Origin of the sequence: Paenarthrobacter sp., assembly GCF_031180005.1 — a bacterium.
Classification (GTDB): Bacteria; Actinomycetota; Actinomycetes; order Actinomycetales; family Micrococcaceae; genus Arthrobacter.
The window spans coordinates 1-17,051 of sequence record NZ_JAPSHI010000005.1; the positions used below are offsets into that span (position 1 = coordinate 1).

A 17,051-nucleotide genomic window follows, 5' to 3' on the forward strand; every position below is an offset into this window, starting at 1 on the left:
AAGTGGTGGTGGGGACGCCGCAGGTTCATCGCGCCGAAGCGGTCCGGCTGGGCGAGTACCGGCTGGGGATGTATGCCTCGCGCGCTTATCTGGCGGACAACGGCACGCCTTCCAGCATTGAGGAACTCACACAGCACCAACTGGTCTATTTTGTGGACTCCATGCTGCAGGTGGATGACCTGGATGCTCCCCGCAGGCTGGTCCCTACCATGCGTGATGGCCTGAGTTCCACCAACGTTTTTGTGCATGTGGAAGCTACCAGAGCCGGTGCCGGCGTGGGCTTCCTGCCCTGCTTCATGGCCGACCGGCACGCTGACCTGGTGCGCCTCCTGCCGTCCGACTTCGCGGAGCTTCTCCCCTATTGGATGGTCCTCCGCCCGGACTCCATGCGCCGCCCTGCGGTAGCCGCCGTCGTGCAGGCTTTGCGGGAGGAGACGGAGCAGCGGCGGGAGGAGCTGCTCGGCGCTGAGTAGCGCGCCGAGGTGGCAGTTCGCCCGGTGACATCTGGGGGGTTCCATTCCGTCAGACAACGTGTAGCATCCGTCTACGGGCAATGACGCTCGTGACGCTTTTGGGGGGGAAGTGATCACGTTTCCAGCAAACAATCGGTGCAGGTTTCTTGCGCTTGCGATCAATGCCGCCTCCTCATCAGGCGTCCTATCACCACACCCACTCCGCGCGCTTCGCAGCACACGTCGGTCAGGTGTCCTATGAAGGGACTCTCATGAGCCAAAGCCCCTACCCCACCGCATACCCTCCATCCCAGGCCCACGGACAACCACCGCAAAGCAACAAGTCATTCCTTGTGACATGGTTGCTGTCCCTTCTCCTCGGTGTCTTTGGCGTAGACCGGTTCTATCTGGGCAAGGTCGGAACCGGCCTGCTCAAACTGTTTACCATCGGAGGTTTGGGCATATGGGCCCTCATTGATCTCATCCTGGTGCTAGCGAACCAAACCCGCGACAAGCAAGGTCGGCCGCTCGAGGGGTACCAGCAGCACAAGAAAGTGGCTTTGATCGTCACGGGCGCTTTCGTCCTCTTGAGCATTATTTTCAATGCCACCCGCGTTGGATCGGCGACTACATCAGCGCCCGCCGTTTCCACAGCGAAGGAATCAGCGGCAGCCCCCGTAGCTTCTTCACAGACACAGGACCCAGCTGCCGCGTCTGCGTCCGCTAAAGCTAAAGCCGACGCCGATGCTTCGAAGGCTGCAGCGGATGCTGAGGCAGCGGTGAAAGCCAAAGCCGACGCCGACGCAGCCGCGAAAGCAAAGGCGGACGCCGACGCAGCCGCGAAGGTTGCGGCCGACGCAGCGGCGAAGGCTGCAGCCGGGACCATCAGCCAACAGAACGCACTCCGGAAGGCCAATGATTACCTCGATTTCAGCGCCTTCTCACTCACGGGCCTCATCAAACAACTCGAGTTCGAGAAGTACTCGACCGAGGATGCCACGTGGGCCGCGGAAAGGGTGAAGGTCGACTGGAATGAGCAAGCAGCCAAAAAAGCCAAGAACTACTTGGACTTCAGCTCATTTTCACATTCCGGGCTGGTCGACCAATTGCTCTTTGAAGGTTTCACACCCGAGCAGGCGGAGTATGGAGTGAGCCAGACGGGTCTGTAGCGACCCGGGGCGGGCTACAGGCTTGCCGCCCACCCGGGGAGACATCCTGTGTTCGCCGAGGTGGCGGGTCATATGGCCTTCTTGAAGTTAGGTGAGCCTTACTATGGTAAGCATGCCCTCCAGTCCTGCCCTTCCGCCCAGCCCGCCCGGGCGAAATAGACAAGCACCCTGGAAGGTCTCCCGGCTCTTCAGCTTCACGTTGTTCGCCAACGGTCGCTGGAAGCTGCTGTTGGCGGGCTGCGCCGGACTCTCCCTGCATCAGGTCAGCGAGGCTTTGGTGCCGGCAACCATTGGTGCCGCGGTGGACAACGCCATTGAACCGAACGACGCCGGCGCCCTCCTGGGGTGGCTCGGCGCCTTGGCTGTGGTGTTCGTTGTACTGGCTCTCTCGTGGCGCTTCGGCACCTTGGCCACCGAGCGCTCCTTCAACTACGGCTCGCATGATCTCCGCCAACTAGTAGTGGAGCGAACACTTCACCCCCGCGGCATGGCGGCCCGACGAGCCCCAGGCGAAATCGTGGCCATCGCTTCTTCCGACGCCGACAGGGTTGCCGGGCTGTCCTGGCTGATCAGCGGCGGCCTTGCTGCAGCGGCTGGTGTGATTACCTCAGCCGTCACCCTCCTCCTCATCTCGGTTCCTTTGGGCCTTGCCGTTCTCCTCGCAACCCCGCTCATGCTGCTGGTGATGCACCGGCTCACCAAACCGCTCGAAAACCGGAGCGACGTGGAGCAGTCCACGGCAGCTCGCGCCGGCGCTTTGGCCACGGATTTCGTCACCGGCTCCCGCCCCCTGAAAGGGCTCGGTGCAGAGGACGCTGCCATCGCGCGCTATCGCGCCGAAAGCCGGGTATCACTGACGTCCGCCCTGAAGGCCATTCGCGCCAAGTCCGCTTACACTGGCGCGAGCACAGCCCTGTCCGCAGCGTTCCTGGCCGGAATCGCCTTCTTCGCAGCGTGGTTCGCACTCCAAGGCAGCATCACGGTGGGGCAGCTGGTGGCCGTTGTTGGAGTGGCACAATTCGTTCAGGGACCCATGACCGGGCTCGGATTCGTCAGCGTGGAACTCGCCCGCAAACGCGCCTCCGCCGCACGCATCGCAGTGTTGCTGGAAGAACCCGAGGCAGTGCCGGCACCGGGAGCTGAGGAACGCTCGACGACGGCAATGGACTCAGTTTCGACAGCCACTTCACCGGGCGAACCGGCACCGCTGCTGGAGCTCCGGCCGGGTGCTTTGGGCATTGATTTCCCGCCCTTCACAGCCTCCGCCGGAGAAATCGTGGGTGTCGTCCTTCCAGACAGCACACAAGCACGGCAGTTGGTGGACACGTTGGGCTTCCGCATCCCCGCACCTCGCGGCCTCGTGTCCATCGATGGCCACGACGTCGCAGACCTGGACCCCCTTCACGTCCGTTCAAGGGTCTTCGCTGACAACCACGATGGGGTCCTCTTCAGCGGTAGCGTCCGCGAAAATATGGCAGTATCCGACGCCGAACTGACGGAACGGGCCATGGCGGCTGCCGCCGTCGAGGATTTCGTGTCGCAACTTCCGGAAGGCACCGAGACCGTCCTGACCGGGCACGGCCAAAGCCTCTCAGGTGGCCAGCGCCAGCGGCTGGTTCTTGGCCGCTCGCTGCACCAGCAGCAACCCGTGTTGGTCCTGCATGACCCGACCACCGCCGTCGACACTGCCACCGAAGCCGTCATCGCGGACGGTCTGCGGAACTTCCCGGACAAGGCTCTAGTGCTCGTCACCACGAGCCCCACGCTGCTGGCCATCTGCGATCGGGTGGTTATGGGCGGACCCGAAGGGCCACCGGAAACCGGCACGCACCGGGAACTTCTCGCCACGTCGGCCGGCTACCGAGAGGTGGTGGGATCGTGACCTCGGAAATCCTGCCCATTGCCACCCCTCGCGAAACCAGGAAAGCAATGTGGCGCCTGCTGGCGCAACGCCCCGGCAGGCTCACCCTGACCATCTTGGTTTTGCTGGCGGCATCCTGCTGCGGCTTGGCTGCCCCGGCACTTCTGGGCATCATGGTCAACATCGCAGCATCGGGAGGGGACGTCATGTCCCTGCTGTGGCTGGCAATCGGGTTGTTGGTGGCCGGCGGCCTAGGTGCCCTGCTGGGCATCCTGGGGCAGAACCTCTTGGCCCGGATCTGCGAGGAAGCGCTCGCCGGGCTGCGCGAGGAGGTGTTCGCGGCAGCCGTCCGGAAGCCTCTGGCACAGCTGGAAAAGGCGGGCATCGGCGACGTCGTGGCCCGGGTGTCCGGGGATGTTGAAGCAGTCAGTGAGGCAATCTCCGGGGTGCTGCCAGCGTTCACCAGCGCAGCTTTCACCATCGGGGTGACCTTGCTGGGCTTGGGCGTCATCGACTGGCGCTTCGCGGTGGCCGTGCTGGTTGCTGCCCCGTTGCAGATCTTTACCCTTCGCTGGTTCCTCAAGCGAACAGCGCCCATTTATCGGACGGTCAGGATCACCGAGGCTAATCGAACCGAGCAGATCATCGAGACCGTCCATGGCTCGCGCTCTGTTGTGGCCTTGGGCCTCGGGTCACGCCATGCGGATCTTGTGGCAGCAGGCTCGCACGAGAACATCAGCCATTCGCTGCGCGGGGTGGGTTATCTGACCCGGTTCTACAACCGCCTCAACCTTGCGGAACTGATCGGACTGTCCGCGGTTCTGGTGGTGGGTTTCTGGCTCCATGCCGAAGGCGTCGTCACCATCGGCGCGGCCACGGCAGCGGCACTGTACTTCTACCGGCTGTTCGATCCCATCGGGCTGGTTCTGGGGCAGTTCGATGAGCTCCAGAAAGCCGCAGCCGGGTTGGGGCGCATGTTCGGCCTGACGATGTCCGCGGGGCCAAATATTGCCTCGGCCTCGCCTGCTGCCTCTGATGCCGGCATCGTCCTGGACAATGTCACCTTTGCTTACCCGGGCCAGCGGCCAGCCCTCAAGGGAGTCTCCCTCACGGTCGGCTCGGGCGAGAGGGTGGCGATTGTTGGTACTTCCGGCGCGGGCAAGACCACGTTGGCCAAAATCATCATGGGTTTGGAGCACCCCGGCAGCGGGACACCCTGGGTGGGCGGGCTGGACTCGGCCGCCGCTTCCCCGACGGACCTGCATCAGCGCATTGCCATGGTCAGCCAGGAAGTGCACGTTTTCTCGGGCACCCTCGCCGAGGACCTCAGGCTCGCCAAGCCCGGCGCTTCTGCCGGGGAACTCATACGCGCCCTGCAGGCTGTAGGGGCTGCTTGGGTTGAAACGCTCGACGACGGCTTGGAGACTTCCGTAGGCGCCGGCGGGCATCAGCTCACACCTGAGCAGGCGCAACAGCTGGCCTTGGCTCGGCTGATGCTCAAGGACCCGCCCATTGCAGTGCTCGACGAAGCCACTGCAGAAGCAGGAACCGGGTCCGCCGCCATGCTCGACCAAGCTGCGGAAGCTGCCTTGGCCGGCCGAACCTCCGTGGTAATCGCGCACCGGTTGTCCCAGGCAGCAGCGGCGGACACCGTGGTGGTCATGGAGCACGGGCGGATTGTCGAGTCGGGTGCGCACCAGGAACTGCTGTCCGACGGCGGCCGCTACGCACGCCTGTGGGAAGCCTGGAACAGTTCACTGAGCCGGAACTGAAGCTTCAACCAAGGGCTCGGCCGGCGGGTCATGCCGTACCGGGATTCCCTTGGCGAATGCCCGCACTTTGGCGTCATCCCAAATATGCGCAGGAACGCCTCCACCCAGTAGTTTGCGGGCCAACGTGGGGTCATCGCCGAAGGGCGCATGACTGCCTGCCATGATCATGTTGCCGTAGCGGCGCCCCTTCAACATGGCGGGATCGGCAATGATCATGGTGTGCTCGAAGGTATCTGCGATGGTGGCGGCGTCAGCCCGGGCGTTTTTGAGGTCCGGAGCATCGCCCGAGTTCACCACATACAGTCCGTCAGGGGCGAGAACCGAATCTGCGTGCGCTGTGAACTGCCGCGTGGTCAGCGCACGGGGCGTGAAGGCTCCGGCGAAGACGTCGCGGATGATGAGGTCGCGGCTGTCCGGAGTAAGGGATTCAGTGACTTGCCGGGCTTCGCCGACGCGGATCCGCAGCAAGGGCGCCTTGGGTAGATCGAACCAGCCGCGCACGTAGTCCGCCAGCTTGCCGTCGAGTTCAACAACTACCTGCCGCGCTTCAGGGTAGGCCGCGTGGAAGTAGCGGGCCATTGAGCAAGCTCCCCCACCAAGATGAAGGCCACGCAGCTTCGGCTTCTGCTCCCGCGGCCAGCGCGATTCCACCAAGGCAGCGATCCACCGCATGTACTCAAAATCCAGGAACAGCGGGTCAGCCAGGTCAATGTGCGAGCTCATAACGCCGTTGATTCTGAGAAGCCAGCCATTGGAGTTGTCTTGGTCCTGCAGCAGCTCGCAGTCGCCGGTATCGATGTAGTAAACCCCCGCGACCGGACCATCAGGGCGGGTGCCGGTTGGCACCTCGACGACCCCCGCCGTCGACCTCTGGGACCTGTTGGCCTTGCCGCGTTTTGCCACTACTTCCGCCCTGCCTGAGTCATGCCTTAAGCCTAGTGGAGCGCCACATTACTCCGAACGGTCACATCAAAAGTAAGGCTACTTACCGTTTTGCCCTCAAGGGCAATATGATCTCTACATGGAACTCGGAGCATCGGTTTGGGCGGAGGTTTTGACGGTCGCAGTCGCATGGCTGACGGTGGTCTGCCTGCTACTCGCTCGCGTCCCCAAGCCACCGGGTCTCCTCGATTCACCGCTGGAAGGTTCACCGCTGGATGTTTCGCCGCTGGAAATGGATCAACCTGAAGATCCAGAGCCGCGCTAAGGCTCGGCAGCTCGTGCTGCGGTCCGCAGATGTCAGGTTCTGCGGACGGAAGTGGGTTCGTACACTATCACCGAGCCCTCCGTAGGCGCCCGGCAGGTTAGTTGACGCAGTGGCGTGCGGCGGGCCCGCAATTCCACATCGATATGCGCCGGGTGGGGCGGCTTGCCGGTGATGTGAATCCGCCAGTACTCGCCCTCACGCAGGGTCTCCGTGACCACATAATCATGCCGACCGGCAGGGCCGAACCGTTCAAGCACGGCCACGACGGCGGCCTGCTGTGGTGGGAGGAGATCTGTATATCCGCGCAAATATTCTGCCCGGATGCTGTCCGCGAGGTGATCCTCAACAGTGGTGACGGAGGACCCGGCGTCGAGTCCTCCGTAATAGACGCCGTCGGGAGCGATGACGGCGTTGGCCGCGAACCTGTCACCGCCGATGTGGGAGCACTCCCACACCAACTCCGGCCATCGCTCACTGAGCGCACGCCCCACGGGCCGTCCCCGCACTGCGCAGCAGGCGTCATGCTGACCATGAGCGCAGACCAGGATAACGGGTGGAAAACCCGACTCTCCGGGAGATTCCAGTGCTGAGGCGATCTTCGCAAGGTCCTCATCTCGCTCCCATATTCCCCATAGCTGTTGATAGGCGCCGGAGCTTTGGTGGCGGAGAACGGCCCAATTGGCCGGACCATGGCGTCGGCGGGCACCGAGCCGCCGGGGGCCAGGACGCCGCACAAGGAGGATCCGTGCATTCGCCGTCTGCGCGGCAGAGATGACCAGGGCCTTCGTCCCGGCGTCAAGATCAAGGCCCTCGAAGCCGTTGGGCGGCCAGGCGCCCGGATACTCTATGAGAACCCAAACCAAGCCCGGTGACGCCGTACCTGCCATCGAGTCACCCCGCACCCGGGCACTTTCGGCGCAGAAGAAGCGCTCCGTTGCGGCAATTGGGGACGTCACGGTTCAGGGTCGCAGTTCACGTCAGTGTCGCAGTTCACGCCGACATCACTGTTCAACGGGGACGAGAACTCCTGCGCGCAACAGCCTTTCCACAAGTTCAACGCCGAGATCACCGGCGAGGTGAGCCTCGCCGTCGAGTAGGCGCCGCACGGACGGCAGATCCAGCTCCGGGAAGTCGAGCCAACCGACGCGGGTAGTCAAGCGTGAACCCTCAAACCGGGCTTCAAGTGCATCCCGAAGCCGCACCAGCGACCCCGGGCCAAGGTCCTCGACGGCGGCGAGCTGGGCCACCGGGCCAAGCGGTGCCGGGCGTCCCTGTCCCCGCCGTGCGCGCTGGAAAAGGGAAGTGGTATCAGCCTCCATGATGGCGGCGGCGAGACGTTCACGGACCGCGGCGATCTCCCCTTCGGGACCATCCACGCCCATTGGCAAGGACCGTCGCATCCCGGGATCGTCGCATAGTGCCGCAAGTGCGGCCTGCGCGAGGTGCTCGGCCAGCGCATGGTGGGTCCAGCTGTGTATTCCCAAAGTGAGATGAATCGAGACCTTCCCCTGAGCCTGGGCTGCATGCAACCAACCACGTGGCAGGTAGAGGACATCGCCGGGCTCCAGGACGGTGTCAATATAAGGCTCACCCTGAGCGGCCTCGGCGACGGCGGAGCGGCGATCCGTCCAAGGCTGGCTACGCAGTGGGTCCACGTGGACCGGCTCATGGATGATCCAGCGCTTGGTCCCCTCGATCTGCAGGACGAAGACGTCGTGGACATCGTAGTGATCGTCGAAACCGCGGTTTTGGGGCGGGGTGATGTAAGCGTTGGCCTGCACAGGATGTCCGAGCTCGGTGGTTAACTTTGTGCTGAAGTTACGCACGGGCTCCCACGTGCGATGCAGCGCCTGCAGCACGAGGGTGGCTCCGTCACCGAACCTGCGCCAAAGCTGAGTGTCGTCCAGCTGGTCAGAGATGGTGGCACCAACGCCTGCCGGAGAGGTGTAGGAGGATTCGGGAAGAGTGGCGCCACCCTTGGCCATGCGCAGGAAGGGTGTCCGCAGACCCCGGCGCGAAATCAGCTCGTCAACCGCGTTGGCCGAGAATAGATCGGAGAAATCGCTGGCACCACGCGTGAGTAGCGCAGTGCGCCCCCAGACCTCGCTGGCGAATCTCTCTTGGCCGATGTCGATCAGGCGTCTTTCCAAGACCCCGGCTTCCTTCACCGTGCCGGGGTCCTGGAAATCAGTACTGGTAGTGCTCAAACTTAGCTACCTTGTTGCCCGGCGCCACCATCAGCACCGCCGTCGGCGCCACCATCAGCACCGCCGTCGGCACCACCATCAGCGCCGCCGTCGTGGGCTCCCGGGACGCCTGCCGCGCCACCGTCGGCAGGGCCTTCAGCACCGCCGTCGGCGCCACCATCAGCGCCACCATCAGCGCCGCCGTCGTGGGCTCCCGGGACGCCTGCCGCGCCACCGTCGGCAGGGCCTTCAGCACCGCCGTCGGCACCACCATCAGCGCCACCATCAGCGCCGCCGTCGTGGGCTCCCGGGACGCCCGCGGCGCCACCGTCTGCCGGGCCTTCCTGCTCGCTTGGATCCTGCTCTGGAATGGTCATGCTTCCTCCCGAGAATCAAATGGCGTACTCAGGCTCCGGATATCGGAACCTGATTCCAAACCGGACGATCTTCATCGACACGGTTCGTGATCACCATATCGACATGAGTCAGCTGTGGGAACAGCTCGCGAGCGTTGGGATTCCGCTAAGGCCCGACGGCAGGGCGCACCATTCTGTGTTCCGGCAGCGAGTACCAGGATGGGTCGCAGAGCTGTCGTTTGCCGTCCGGCACAAAACCGTTGCGACGATAAAAAGCCCGGGCCCGGGGATTGTCGTCAAGAACCCACAAGTACGCTGGCCCATCGCCGATCAGGGCCTCCACCAAGGCCTGGCCCACTCCCCTGCCATGGATGCGTTCCAGGGTGTAGAGCATGAACAACTCAACGTCGCAGGGACCGTCCTCGTCCTGTCCGCGACCAGCTGCGCCGAGGCCCACCAGATAACCGTCGGGATCGTGGGCCAACATCCGGGTGTGGCCCGCGGCGATGAAGGACCGGTACCGCTCGATGCGGTCGGGCAGCGCCGCTTCCTGTTTCTCGAAGAACGCCGGAGGCAGCAGATGCCCGTAACTCTCCTTCCACGACTGAACATGCATGAGGGCCATGGCCTCGGCATCATCCACCGTTGCCGGACGAATCGTGAAATCCACTTATCGCACCCTCGCTATCGCAAAACCGTCCCAACCCTTACTGCCCACAGTTTGGATGGCGGTGGCATCGAGCCGTGAATCCTGCCCCATATTTTCCAGCATGGCCACAATGCCTGGTGCGTTGACCTCATCCCGCCCGGGCTCCAGGATGGCCCCATCCCAAATGACGTTATCCACCACGATCACCGTTCCCGGGTGGCCGAGTCGAATAGCCCAGTCGAGGTAGTTCGCGTCATTTTCCTTGTCGGCGTCGATGAATACGAAGTCGAATGATTCCTGGCCAGCCAAGGTCGGCAGGGTGTCCAGCGCAGCACCAACACGAATGTCCACCTTGTGCCCCACTCCGGCAGCATCCAAATTGGCGCGCGCCACGTCGGCATGCTTTTGGAGGAATTCGCACGTAACTATCCTGCCGTCGTCGGGCAGTCCCTGGGCCATCCATATGCTGCTGACTCCCGCAAGCGTTCCAATTTCGAGGACTCGCCTGGCCCCCGACATTTGAACCAGCATCCGTAGCAACTTGCCGGCGTTGGGGGCTACTTCTATGGCAGGCATCCCCGCTTCAGCGGCGGAAGTCACGGCGCGCTTATGGACCGGATCAGGACGCACGACGACGTCAGTCAGGTAATGCTCGACGTCGACCCAACCAGGCTCGGTCACGTGTTCAATCATTGCCCCAGTCTGGCACTCGCTGCACCTCCGGGGAAAGATCTAGTCCGTGGCGGAAATGGCTTCTTCCAAGCGCTCCACCTTGCCGGTCAGCTCACCCCTGTATCCGGGACGGATGTCAGCCTTGATCACCAGCGAGACGCGGCTGCCGTACCGGCCGACAGCCTCAGTGGCGCGTTTGACGACGTCGAAAACCTCATCCCATTCGCCTTCGATGGTGGTGAACATTGAATCCGTCTGGTTCGGCAGTCCGGACTCGCGGACGACCTTCACGGCGGCAGCGACGGCGTCGTGAACAGAGGCATCGGGGGTAGGTCCCCCGTTGGTGGCGGAAGCGGGCTGGCCCGAAGGGGCGACTGAGAATGCAAGCAACATGAAATCCAGTGTTTCACGTGCCGGTTTGTCACATAACAACCTACTCCCGCGTAACAAGGGACCGGGAGGGCTCCATTGCTACCCTGACAAGCATGGAACAGCCCTCTGAACGCAAGCCCCTCAGGGCAGACGCCGCACGTAATGTGGACAAAATCATCACCGCCGCCCGGCAGTGCTTCCGGGAACACGGCCCCGAAGTACCCCTTCAGACCATCGCCGCCACCGCTGGAGTTGGCCCCGCAACGCTGTTCCGCAACTTCTCGGACAAAGAACAGTTGGTGCTTGCGGCACTGTCGCGGCAGCTACGCCTCCATGTGGACCCGGTTGCCGCCGCCGCGGCTGACGGCATGGACGCCGCGGAGGGCCTCATCAACGTCATCGACGCAGTGATGAAGGTTGCCAGCGATGACGCGAACCTCCTCGACGCGGTCGCGGGCCGGCGCGGCCTCCTCATGGGCATCACCGGCGGCCTCATCGGATCCATGGAGTTCCTGCTCAAGCGCGGGCAAAGCCAAGGCACTCTGCGGCGCGATATCACCATCGAGGACATGGTCAGGCTGCTGGCCATGCTGATCGGCGCGGTGGACACCATGGAACCTGGATCCGAGGCCTGGAAGCGTCCCGTGGCGTTGATTGAGGATGCCATCCGGTCCGAGCGCCCCTCGCGGCCGCTCCCCGATCAGTCGGGCATCCCGGGCGTGACGTTCACCGAGGCTGTCTAGCCCCAGCCCAGGAGCCGCAGCAATGCTGCGGCTCCTGCACCCGAAATCACTACCACGAGGAACGGCGCGCGAAGCCAAAGCGCGACGGCGGCGGCCACCAAGGCGCCGATGCGGGCATCGAGAACCAGGCCTTGCCCGGAAGCCACGGCATTCACAACCGTCAAGGATGCCAGCAGTCCAATGGTCATGGTTCCTGCGATATGCATGATGCGCGGGTTTTCCAGCAGTTTGGCGGGGACGAAGTAGCCCACCAGCTTGGTCAAATACGCCAGCGCACAGGCGATGAGGATCCAAACCCAGAGGTTCATTTCTTGCCTCCGTGTTCACGCTGGTGCTTCTCTGCATACGGATCCACGTCCGGTTCCAGTCCTTCGTCCAGGCGCGCATGGCTGAACCAGCCGATGACGCCCGCCACGACTGCCGCCACGAGGATGGGAACACCAGAGGCAACGAACGGCACGGCCAGGATGGTGGCCAGCGCACAGGCTGCGGCGATTGCCCAAGGTTCGCGGCCTTTCAATCTCGGCCACAGCAGGGCCAGGAAAGCTGCTACCGCAGCGCCGTCCAAGCCCCATTGCTTGGGATCGCCCATTGCGTCGCCAGCTAGAGCACCAATGGCCGTGAAGATATTCCACAGAATGAATATGCCAATGCCGGCTGTCCAGAACCCGCGGCGCTGCTCGTCGGGATCGGACTGACCGGACGCCGTCGCGGTTGATTCATCGATGGTTACGTGCGCCGATACGTACCGCTTCCAACCTCCAGGGCGAAGCATGGCGTTGATCTGCATGCCATAGATGCCATTACGCAAACCCAGTAATGCACTGGCCGTCATGGCTGCCACTCCCGAACCGCCGCCAGCGACTACGCCGATGAAGGCAAACTGCGAACCTCCGCTGAACAGCAGCAAGCTCAACACCATCGTCTGCCAGAAATCGAACCCGGACGCCACGGCCAACGCACCGAATGACACGCCGTAAAGTCCCGTTGCAATGCTGAGGGACAGGGCGATCTTGAACGCCGGAGACTCTCTGAGTTTCATCGGGGCAGAACTGGTGCTCATTTCCTGAGGCTCCAGGACCACAGGATGAGCGGAGCCTGAAGAGGCAGGCGAACCGTGTAAATGCGGCGTTCCGCCACTGTGCCCTTGGGACCGTAGGCACGTCGGATAGCATCTATATGCCCCGCAAGGAATGCAGTAAACATTGCCGTAGTAGCGTCCGCGGCAACCCTACGGGTGGCAGGGATCAAAAGTCCGACGGCGGCAGCCACCTCGAGCAGGCCCGATGATGCAACCCATTCCTCTCGGGACATAACTGCCAAGGGACCGTTCGGACGGCTCCCGGGCTCATCCTTGCGGCACAGGTAGTCCGGAACAACCGGGTAATAGAACTTGGGAGTGCGGAAGTGCTTGGCGGCGCTGGCCAGGAGCAGTGCGCTCAAAGCTACTGCGGAAGCGGTTTGGGTTGCGTGTGCTGACCAGCGAAAAGACATGAGACCACTCAATCACAAGCGAGGTTGCCCCCAAAGCGAGTCCCAAGTAAGTCGCAGATCAGGCCGTTATGAGCGCTGAGAACGACCTGATCTGTTACTTAGTTGGATACCATCAACTGCGCGAGCACCTGGGCTGGCTTGTTGGTGGTGATTTCGTGGATGCCCAGTCCTTGGCACAGTGCGACGTCCTTCTCCGAGTCAACGGTCCACACCCGGAAGATGCGGCCAGACTCCAACCAACGCTGAACGTTGCGCGCGTGCTCCCTCACGTAGTCGATACCGGGGCCGGCGATAGTTACTTCGCCTGCATCGAGGACGCGTTCGGCCTCCAGCTGAGTCGCCCGCATCACGTTCGCCACCGCGCCGCCCGTCAGGAAACCGAGGCCGAGCTCCTGCCGGATCTCTTTCACGGTGAAGTCGTCCACCAATTGGCAGATGTACTCCTTGGGAACGGTCTGCAGCAAACGCTGAACGGAGTCAGTGTCAAAGCTCATAAAGGAGATCTGGATGTTTTCCAGTCGGGATTCCCCAGGCGTCCAGCCCTCCTCTTCCAGCAGGGCAAGGACACGGTCCTCCAATTTCAGTCCGTACGGGCTGGGGTGCTTGAGCTCGATGGCCAGCCCAACGTCGCGCCCGGCTGCGCGGAGAATATCCAGCAACTCCGGCAAGGTAAGGAACTGGTCAGCTACTCCCCCGTAGTCATCCGGTATGCGGGCGCCCTTCCACGATGAGAAGTCCAAGGCCCGGAGCTGTTCCAGGGTGTGCTCACCAACCGGGCCAGTGCCCGTGGATGTCCGGTCCAGGTTCGCATCGTGCAGCAGCACCACATGCTGGTCCCGGGTCAGGTGGACATCGCATTCAACACCGTCGGCGCCATCGGCAAGGGCCTTTAGATAGGCAGCGCGGGTGTGCTCGGCGAAGGCGGCACTGGCGCCGCGGTGGGCGTAGACCTTGGGTCGGCTCGGGGCGAAGTCGTCGCTAGTCATGCAGACACGTTAGCCCACCCCGCTGAACGCTCGGGGGCTACGCTGGGCTAATGCAGGTGAACTCTGAACAAATCCCAACCGAAGACGTCACCAACCCCGCTCCCACTGCCGGCGCCGCACCCGCACGAGGGGCATCCGCCGGCGTCGCTCCCTCCGCGGGAGATATGGAAAAAGCAGCCGCGTTGCTCCGGATGAAACGGTTGGCCTTGGCACTGCTGATCGCAATGGCGGTGATCTTCACCGTGGCGTTCGCGTTCCAAAAGCAATACCCGTGGCTCGAATACGTCCGGGCCGCAGCCGAAGGCGGCATGGTGGGGGCGCTGGCAGACTGGTTCGCTGTCACTGCGCTGTTCAAGTACCCCATGGGCCTGAAGATCCCGCACACGGCCATCATTCCGCGTCGCAAGGACCAGATTGGGGAATCACTCAGCGACTTCGTAGAGAGCAACTTCCTGTCCCAGGAGGTTGTGCAGGAGAAACTGGCAAGCATCGATATTGCACGCAAGGCCGGGCGCTGGTTATCAGCACCCGGCGGTGCCGAGCGCGTGGCCAAGGAAGGCGGCGCAGTGATTCGCGGCGCCTTCACAGTATTGAACGACGACGACGTTCAGGCCGTGATCGAGGGCATGGTCCGCAAGCACCTCCTCACACCACCCTGGGGGCCACCCGTGGGCAGGATGGCCGAACGGATCTTCGCCGACGGCCACCACCACACCTTGGTTGACCTACTGGTTGACCGGGCAGCCGACTGGGTGGATGCAAACCACGCAACGGTAAACAGGCTCGTCTCGGATCGCTCTCCCCTGTGGGTACCGACGTTCGTTGACGGCCTCGTGGGTGACCGCGTCTACGTAGAACTGTCCAAGTTTGTTCGCGCAGTACAGGCGGACCAAAACCACCAGGTGCGGCAGTCGATCGACGCTTACCTGACGGACCTGGCTCAGGACTTGCAGCACGACCCCGCCATGATCGAGCGTGCGGAATCCATCAAGGCCCAGATCCTCGGTGATCCTGAGGTCCGCGAACTGGCGTCACGCACGTGGGGAACGGTCAAAACTGCGCTGCTCAACGCCGTCGACGATCCCGACAGCGAATTGAGCCAGCGGTTCAAGAGCGCCGTCCGGGACTTCGGCACACGCCTGCTCAACGACGACGAACTGGCCGGCAAGGTCAACACTTGGATCGGTGACGCTGCGGGCTACTTGGTGAATACGTACCGTTCGGACATCGCCGGGGTCATCTCGGACACCGTAGCCCGCTGGGATGCCGAGGAAACGTCCCAGAAGATCGAGCTTCAGGTGGGCAAAGACCTCCAGTACATCCGCATCAACGGAACAGTGGTGGGTGCATTGGCCGGGTTGGCGATCTTCACGGTGGCGCATCTGCTGTTTGGTTAACGGGCAGCACTAGAGCTAACCGATCCGCCTTGGTAGCTTCAACGCATGCCTATCAAACTTGAGAACGTCGGTATAGCGGTTCGCGATCTTGAGGAAGCAATCGCCTTCTTCACGGATCTCGGCCTCGCGGTGCTAGGCAGGGACACGGTCAGCGGCGAGTGGGCCGATACTGCCGTTGGGCTGGACGGCAACCACGCCAAAATTGCGGTGCTCCAAACTCCTGATGGCAATGGTCAACTTGAGCTCTTCGAATACCTCCACCCTGACGCTATCGAGACGAACCCAACTCTTCCCAACGAGATCGGAATGCATCGCGTCGCCTTCTCAGTTGACGACATCGACCATGCCCTTGAGATCGCTGCAAAGCACGGTTGCCATCCGCTGCGTGGTGTGGCGAACTACCAGGACGTTTACAAGCTGACGTATCTTCGCGGCCCCAGCGGCATCCTGGTCATGCTGGCGCAGAAGCTTTAGGGGGCGTGTCCATGCTGAAGCAAATTGCTGAAGGTGTTCTGGTTCACGAGAGCGAATTCATCCAGAGCAACTGCACTGTGGTGCAGGGCCGGGACGGTGTGTTGCTGATCGATCCCGGCATCACGGTCAAGGAAATGGCTGACACGGCACGCGACCTTCGCGAATTGGGCCAACCCGTCGTGGCAGGTTTCTCCACGCATCCTGATTGGGACCACGTGCTGTGGCACCCGGACTTTGGCGATCCGCCGCGTCATGGCACAGCCCGTTGCGCGGCATCCGTCCGGGATGTCCTGTCCCAGGCGGATTGGAGGGAGCAAGTAGCTGAGGGTTTGCCCCCGGAGTACGCCGGGGACATCCCCATGGACCTGCTCGGACTCATCACCGGCTTACCTGCTGGCATCACGGATATTCCATGGGATGGACCCACCGTCCGCATTCTGGAGCACCAAGCCCACGCTCCAGGCCACGCAGCGCTCTTGGTTGGAGAATCCGGCGTCCTCGTCGCGGGCGACATGCTTTCTGACATCCTCATGCCGTTCCTCGACCTGGAGGCAGCGGATCCGCTCAATGACTATCTTGAAGCCTTGGAGCAGTTGGAGACCGTGGCTGGCGAAGTTGTTGCTGTGGTCCCCGGCCATGGTTCCGTGGGTGACGGTGAGCAGTTGCGCAACCGCATTGCCATGGATCGCGCGTACGTTCAGGCACTTCAGGACGGCCGTGACCCCGAGGACCCTCGAGTCGGCCCGTCGGCTCCCTTGGACTGGCTGGCGGACGTGCATTCATGGCAACTCCAGCGGCTGGCCGAAAGAGGAACGCAGTAGTTCAGGCCCGGATACGGGTGTACACCATGTCAAAGTCGTGTTCCAAGGGACCACCAGGGTAGCTTCCCCGTTCCAAGCGTGCATGGATGACGTTGCCGTCCGTACTGAAGCGGCCAACAAAGCGCTGTGGCCAGTCGGGCCCATCGCGAAAAAGGGTCCACACGTTGTCCTTAAGCGTCATGTCGTAGATCCGTGCGACGCCGCGGGAGTCGAAGTAGTGCTGCTGGAAGGCACCATCCGAGCCGGTGGCACCTATGATGCTGACCGCATTGGGATACTCGGGCCGCTCCACCATGGAGCGCTGGATCAGGAAGCCCCCGCTTTCCAGCCATTCAAAAGTGGTCCGGCCGGGGACATCCAATCCCGGGACGGACGTTTCCCATTCGCCGATGAGGATGTTCAGTTGCTCTAACTGGGGTTTTGGATCCTGTGCCATGGCA

Annotated in this window: 21 protein-coding genes; 9 read left to right on the forward strand and 12 right to left on the reverse strand. The window is 62.8% G+C overall.

What is annotated here, in order from left to right; translation table 11 throughout:
* The 4 genes from RIF72_RS05275 to RIF72_RS05290 all read left to right on the forward strand — a co-directional run.
* A partial coding sequence (locus tag RIF72_RS05275) for a LysR substrate-binding domain-containing protein (protein WP_309073806.1) occupies positions 1–473 on the forward strand: 473 nt, incomplete at its 5' end.
* A gap of 251 nt (positions 474–724) precedes the next feature.
* Complete coding sequence (locus tag RIF72_RS05280; protein ID WP_309073807.1) at positions 725–1,621, forward strand: Ltp family lipoprotein; 897 nt, start codon at positions 725–727, stop codon at positions 1,619–1,621.
* Positions 1,622–1,733: 112 nt separating this feature from the next.
* The gene (locus RIF72_RS05285) at positions 1,734–3,503 is read left to right on the forward strand and encodes an ABC transporter ATP-binding protein (protein WP_309073808.1); all 1,770 of its coding nucleotides are present in this window, start codon (positions 1,734–1,736) and stop codon (positions 3,501–3,503) included.
* Positions 3,500–5,254: an ABC transporter ATP-binding protein gene (locus RIF72_RS05290; protein WP_309073809.1), complete on the forward strand. Its 1,755-nt coding sequence runs from the start codon at positions 3,500–3,502 to the stop codon at positions 5,252–5,254. Before RIF72_RS05285 ends, RIF72_RS05290 begins: the two co-directional genes overlap by 4 nt.
* Here the strand turns inward: RIF72_RS05290 and RIF72_RS05295 are convergent.
* On the reverse strand, positions 5,237–6,157 hold the full coding sequence (locus tag RIF72_RS05295) for a fused MFS/spermidine synthase (protein ID WP_309073810.1): 921 nt from the start codon (positions 6,155–6,157) through the stop codon (positions 5,237–5,239). The two genes, RIF72_RS05290 and RIF72_RS05295, sit on opposite strands and share 18 nt — an antisense overlap.
* A 118-nt stretch (positions 6,158–6,275) precedes the next feature.
* On the opposite strand from RIF72_RS05295, the gene RIF72_RS05300 reads away from it, so the two are divergent.
* Positions 6,276–6,461 (forward strand): hypothetical protein, encoded by a 186-nt coding sequence (locus tag RIF72_RS05300; RefSeq protein WP_309073811.1) that lies wholly within the window; start codon positions 6,276–6,278, stop codon positions 6,459–6,461.
* Positions 6,462–6,493: 32 nt separating this feature from the next.
* On the opposite strand, the gene RIF72_RS05305 is transcribed toward RIF72_RS05300, so the two are convergent.
* The 6 genes from RIF72_RS05305 to RIF72_RS05330 all read right to left on the reverse strand — a co-directional run bounded on the left by RIF72_RS05305 (position 6,494) and on the right by RIF72_RS05330 (position 10,717).
* Complete coding sequence (locus RIF72_RS05305) at positions 6,494–7,348, reverse strand: sucrase ferredoxin (RefSeq protein WP_309073973.1); 855 nt, start codon at positions 7,346–7,348, stop codon at positions 6,494–6,496.
* Positions 7,349–7,462: 114 nt separating this feature from the next.
* Complete coding sequence (locus RIF72_RS05310) at positions 7,463–8,668, reverse strand: JmjC domain-containing protein (protein ID WP_309073812.1); 1,206 nt, start codon at positions 8,666–8,668, stop codon at positions 7,463–7,465.
* Between the two features lie 2 nt (positions 8,669–8,670).
* Positions 8,671–9,024 carry a hypothetical protein gene (locus tag RIF72_RS05315; RefSeq protein WP_309073813.1) on the reverse strand — a complete coding sequence of 118 codons (354 nt, stop codon included), beginning with the start codon at positions 9,022–9,024 and terminating at the stop codon, positions 8,671–8,673.
* Positions 9,025–9,169: 145 nt separating this feature from the next.
* Positions 9,170–9,673: a GNAT family N-acetyltransferase gene (locus tag RIF72_RS05320; RefSeq protein WP_309073814.1), complete on the reverse strand. Its 504-nt coding sequence runs from the start codon at positions 9,671–9,673 to the stop codon at positions 9,170–9,172.
* Positions 9,674–10,345 (reverse strand): O-methyltransferase, encoded by a 672-nt coding sequence (locus tag RIF72_RS05325; RefSeq protein WP_309073815.1) that lies wholly within the window; start codon positions 10,343–10,345, stop codon positions 9,674–9,676.
* 39 nt (positions 10,346–10,384) lie between these two features.
* Positions 10,385–10,717, reverse strand: a complete 333-nt coding sequence (locus RIF72_RS05330) for a thiamine-binding protein (RefSeq protein WP_309073816.1) — start codon at positions 10,715–10,717, stop codon at positions 10,385–10,387.
* Positions 10,718–10,809: 92 nt separating this feature from the next.
* On the opposite strand from RIF72_RS05330, the gene RIF72_RS05335 reads away from it, so the two are divergent.
* Positions 10,810–11,439, forward strand: a complete 630-nt coding sequence (locus RIF72_RS05335) for a helix-turn-helix domain-containing protein (protein WP_309073817.1) — start codon at positions 10,810–10,812, stop codon at positions 11,437–11,439.
* Here the strand turns inward: RIF72_RS05335 and RIF72_RS05340 are convergent.
* From RIF72_RS05340 to RIF72_RS05355, 4 genes are all read right to left on the reverse strand, one after another.
* Positions 11,436–11,747, reverse strand: coding sequence for an AzlD domain-containing protein (locus RIF72_RS05340; RefSeq protein ID WP_309073818.1), 312 nt, complete (start codon positions 11,745–11,747; stop codon positions 11,436–11,438). The genes RIF72_RS05335 and RIF72_RS05340 overlap by 4 nt on opposite strands.
* The gene (locus tag RIF72_RS05345) at positions 11,744–12,502 is read right to left on the reverse strand and encodes an AzlC family ABC transporter permease (protein WP_309073819.1); all 759 of its coding nucleotides are present in this window, start codon (positions 12,500–12,502) and stop codon (positions 11,744–11,746) included. Before RIF72_RS05345 ends, RIF72_RS05340 begins: the two co-directional genes overlap by 4 nt.
* Positions 12,499–12,933 (reverse strand): hypothetical protein, encoded by a 435-nt coding sequence (locus RIF72_RS05350; protein ID WP_309073820.1) that lies wholly within the window; start codon positions 12,931–12,933, stop codon positions 12,499–12,501. Before RIF72_RS05350 ends, RIF72_RS05345 begins: the two co-directional genes overlap by 4 nt.
* A 98-nt stretch (positions 12,934–13,031) precedes the next feature.
* Positions 13,032–13,919, reverse strand: a complete 888-nt coding sequence (locus RIF72_RS05355) for a glycerophosphodiester phosphodiesterase family protein (protein WP_309073821.1) — start codon at positions 13,917–13,919, stop codon at positions 13,032–13,034.
* 50 nt (positions 13,920–13,969) lie between these two features.
* On the opposite strand from RIF72_RS05355, the gene RIF72_RS05360 reads away from it, so the two are divergent.
* Genes RIF72_RS05360 through RIF72_RS05370 form a run of 3 tightly spaced genes read left to right on the forward strand, consistent with a single transcriptional unit; the run spans position 13,970 to position 16,611 of the window.
* The gene (locus tag RIF72_RS05360; protein WP_309073822.1) at positions 13,970–15,316 is read left to right on the forward strand and encodes a DUF445 domain-containing protein; all 1,347 of its coding nucleotides are present in this window, start codon (positions 13,970–13,972) and stop codon (positions 15,314–15,316) included.
* Positions 15,317–15,361: 45 nt separating this feature from the next.
* On the forward strand, positions 15,362–15,790 hold the full coding sequence (locus RIF72_RS05365; protein WP_309073823.1) for a VOC family protein: 429 nt from the start codon (positions 15,362–15,364) through the stop codon (positions 15,788–15,790).
* A gap of 11 nt (positions 15,791–15,801) precedes the next feature.
* On the forward strand, positions 15,802–16,611 hold the full coding sequence (locus tag RIF72_RS05370) for an MBL fold metallo-hydrolase (RefSeq protein WP_309073824.1): 810 nt from the start codon (positions 15,802–15,804) through the stop codon (positions 16,609–16,611).
* 1 nt (position 16,612) lies between these two features.
* Here the strand turns inward: RIF72_RS05370 and RIF72_RS05375 are convergent, their stop codons facing one another.
* Positions 16,613–17,047: a hypothetical protein gene (locus RIF72_RS05375; protein WP_309073825.1), complete on the reverse strand. Its 435-nt coding sequence runs from the start codon at positions 17,045–17,047 to the stop codon at positions 16,613–16,615.
* Positions 17,048–17,051 lie beyond the last annotated feature (4 nt).

What these genes read in the sequence shown, in the direction of transcription:
- RIF72_RS05285 (WP_309073808.1), top strand. Translation starts at nt 1,734, where the DNA reads ATGCCCTCCAGTCCTGCCCTTCCGCCCAGCCCGCCCGGGCGAAATAGA.
- RIF72_RS05325 (WP_309073815.1), bottom strand. Translation starts at nt 10,345, where the DNA reads ATGATTGAACACGTGACCGAGCCTGGTTGGGTCGACGTCGAGCATTAC.
- RIF72_RS05365 (WP_309073823.1), top strand. Translation starts at nt 15,362, where the DNA reads ATGCCTATCAAACTTGAGAACGTCGGTATAGCGGTTCGCGATCTTGAG.
- RIF72_RS05280 (WP_309073807.1), top strand. Translation starts at nt 725, where the DNA reads ATGAGCCAAAGCCCCTACCCCACCGCATACCCTCCATCCCAGGCCCAC.
- RIF72_RS05370 (WP_309073824.1), top strand. Translation starts at nt 15,802, where the DNA reads ATGCTGAAGCAAATTGCTGAAGGTGTTCTGGTTCACGAGAGCGAATTC.
- RIF72_RS05300 (WP_309073811.1), top strand. Translation starts at nt 6,276, where the DNA reads ATGGAACTCGGAGCATCGGTTTGGGCGGAGGTTTTGACGGTCGCAGTC.
- RIF72_RS05340 (WP_309073818.1), bottom strand. Translation starts at nt 11,747, where the DNA reads ATGAACCTCTGGGTTTGGATCCTCATCGCCTGTGCGCTGGCGTATTTG.
- RIF72_RS05360 (WP_309073822.1), top strand. Translation starts at nt 13,970, where the DNA reads ATGCAGGTGAACTCTGAACAAATCCCAACCGAAGACGTCACCAACCCC.
- RIF72_RS05315 (WP_309073813.1), bottom strand. Translation starts at nt 9,024, where the DNA reads ATGACCATTCCAGAGCAGGATCCAAGCGAGCAGGAAGGCCCGGCAGAC.
- RIF72_RS05330 (WP_309073816.1), bottom strand. Translation starts at nt 10,717, where the DNA reads ATGTTGCTTGCATTCTCAGTCGCCCCTTCGGGCCAGCCCGCTTCCGCC.
- RIF72_RS05335 (WP_309073817.1), top strand. Translation starts at nt 10,810, where the DNA reads ATGGAACAGCCCTCTGAACGCAAGCCCCTCAGGGCAGACGCCGCACGT.
- RIF72_RS05375 (WP_309073825.1), bottom strand. Translation starts at nt 17,047, where the DNA reads ATGGCACAGGATCCAAAACCCCAGTTAGAGCAACTGAACATCCTCATC.
- RIF72_RS05305 (WP_309073973.1), bottom strand. Translation starts at nt 7,348, where the DNA reads ATGGCAGGTACGGCGTCACCGGGCTTGGTTTGGGTTCTCATAGAGTAT.
- RIF72_RS05350 (WP_309073820.1), bottom strand. Translation starts at nt 12,933, where the DNA reads ATGTCTTTTCGCTGGTCAGCACACGCAACCCAAACCGCTTCCGCAGTA.
- RIF72_RS05355 (WP_309073821.1), bottom strand. Translation starts at nt 13,919, where the DNA reads ATGACTAGCGACGACTTCGCCCCGAGCCGACCCAAGGTCTACGCCCAC.
- RIF72_RS05345 (WP_309073819.1), bottom strand. Translation starts at nt 12,502, where the DNA reads ATGAGCACCAGTTCTGCCCCGATGAAACTCAGAGAGTCTCCGGCGTTC.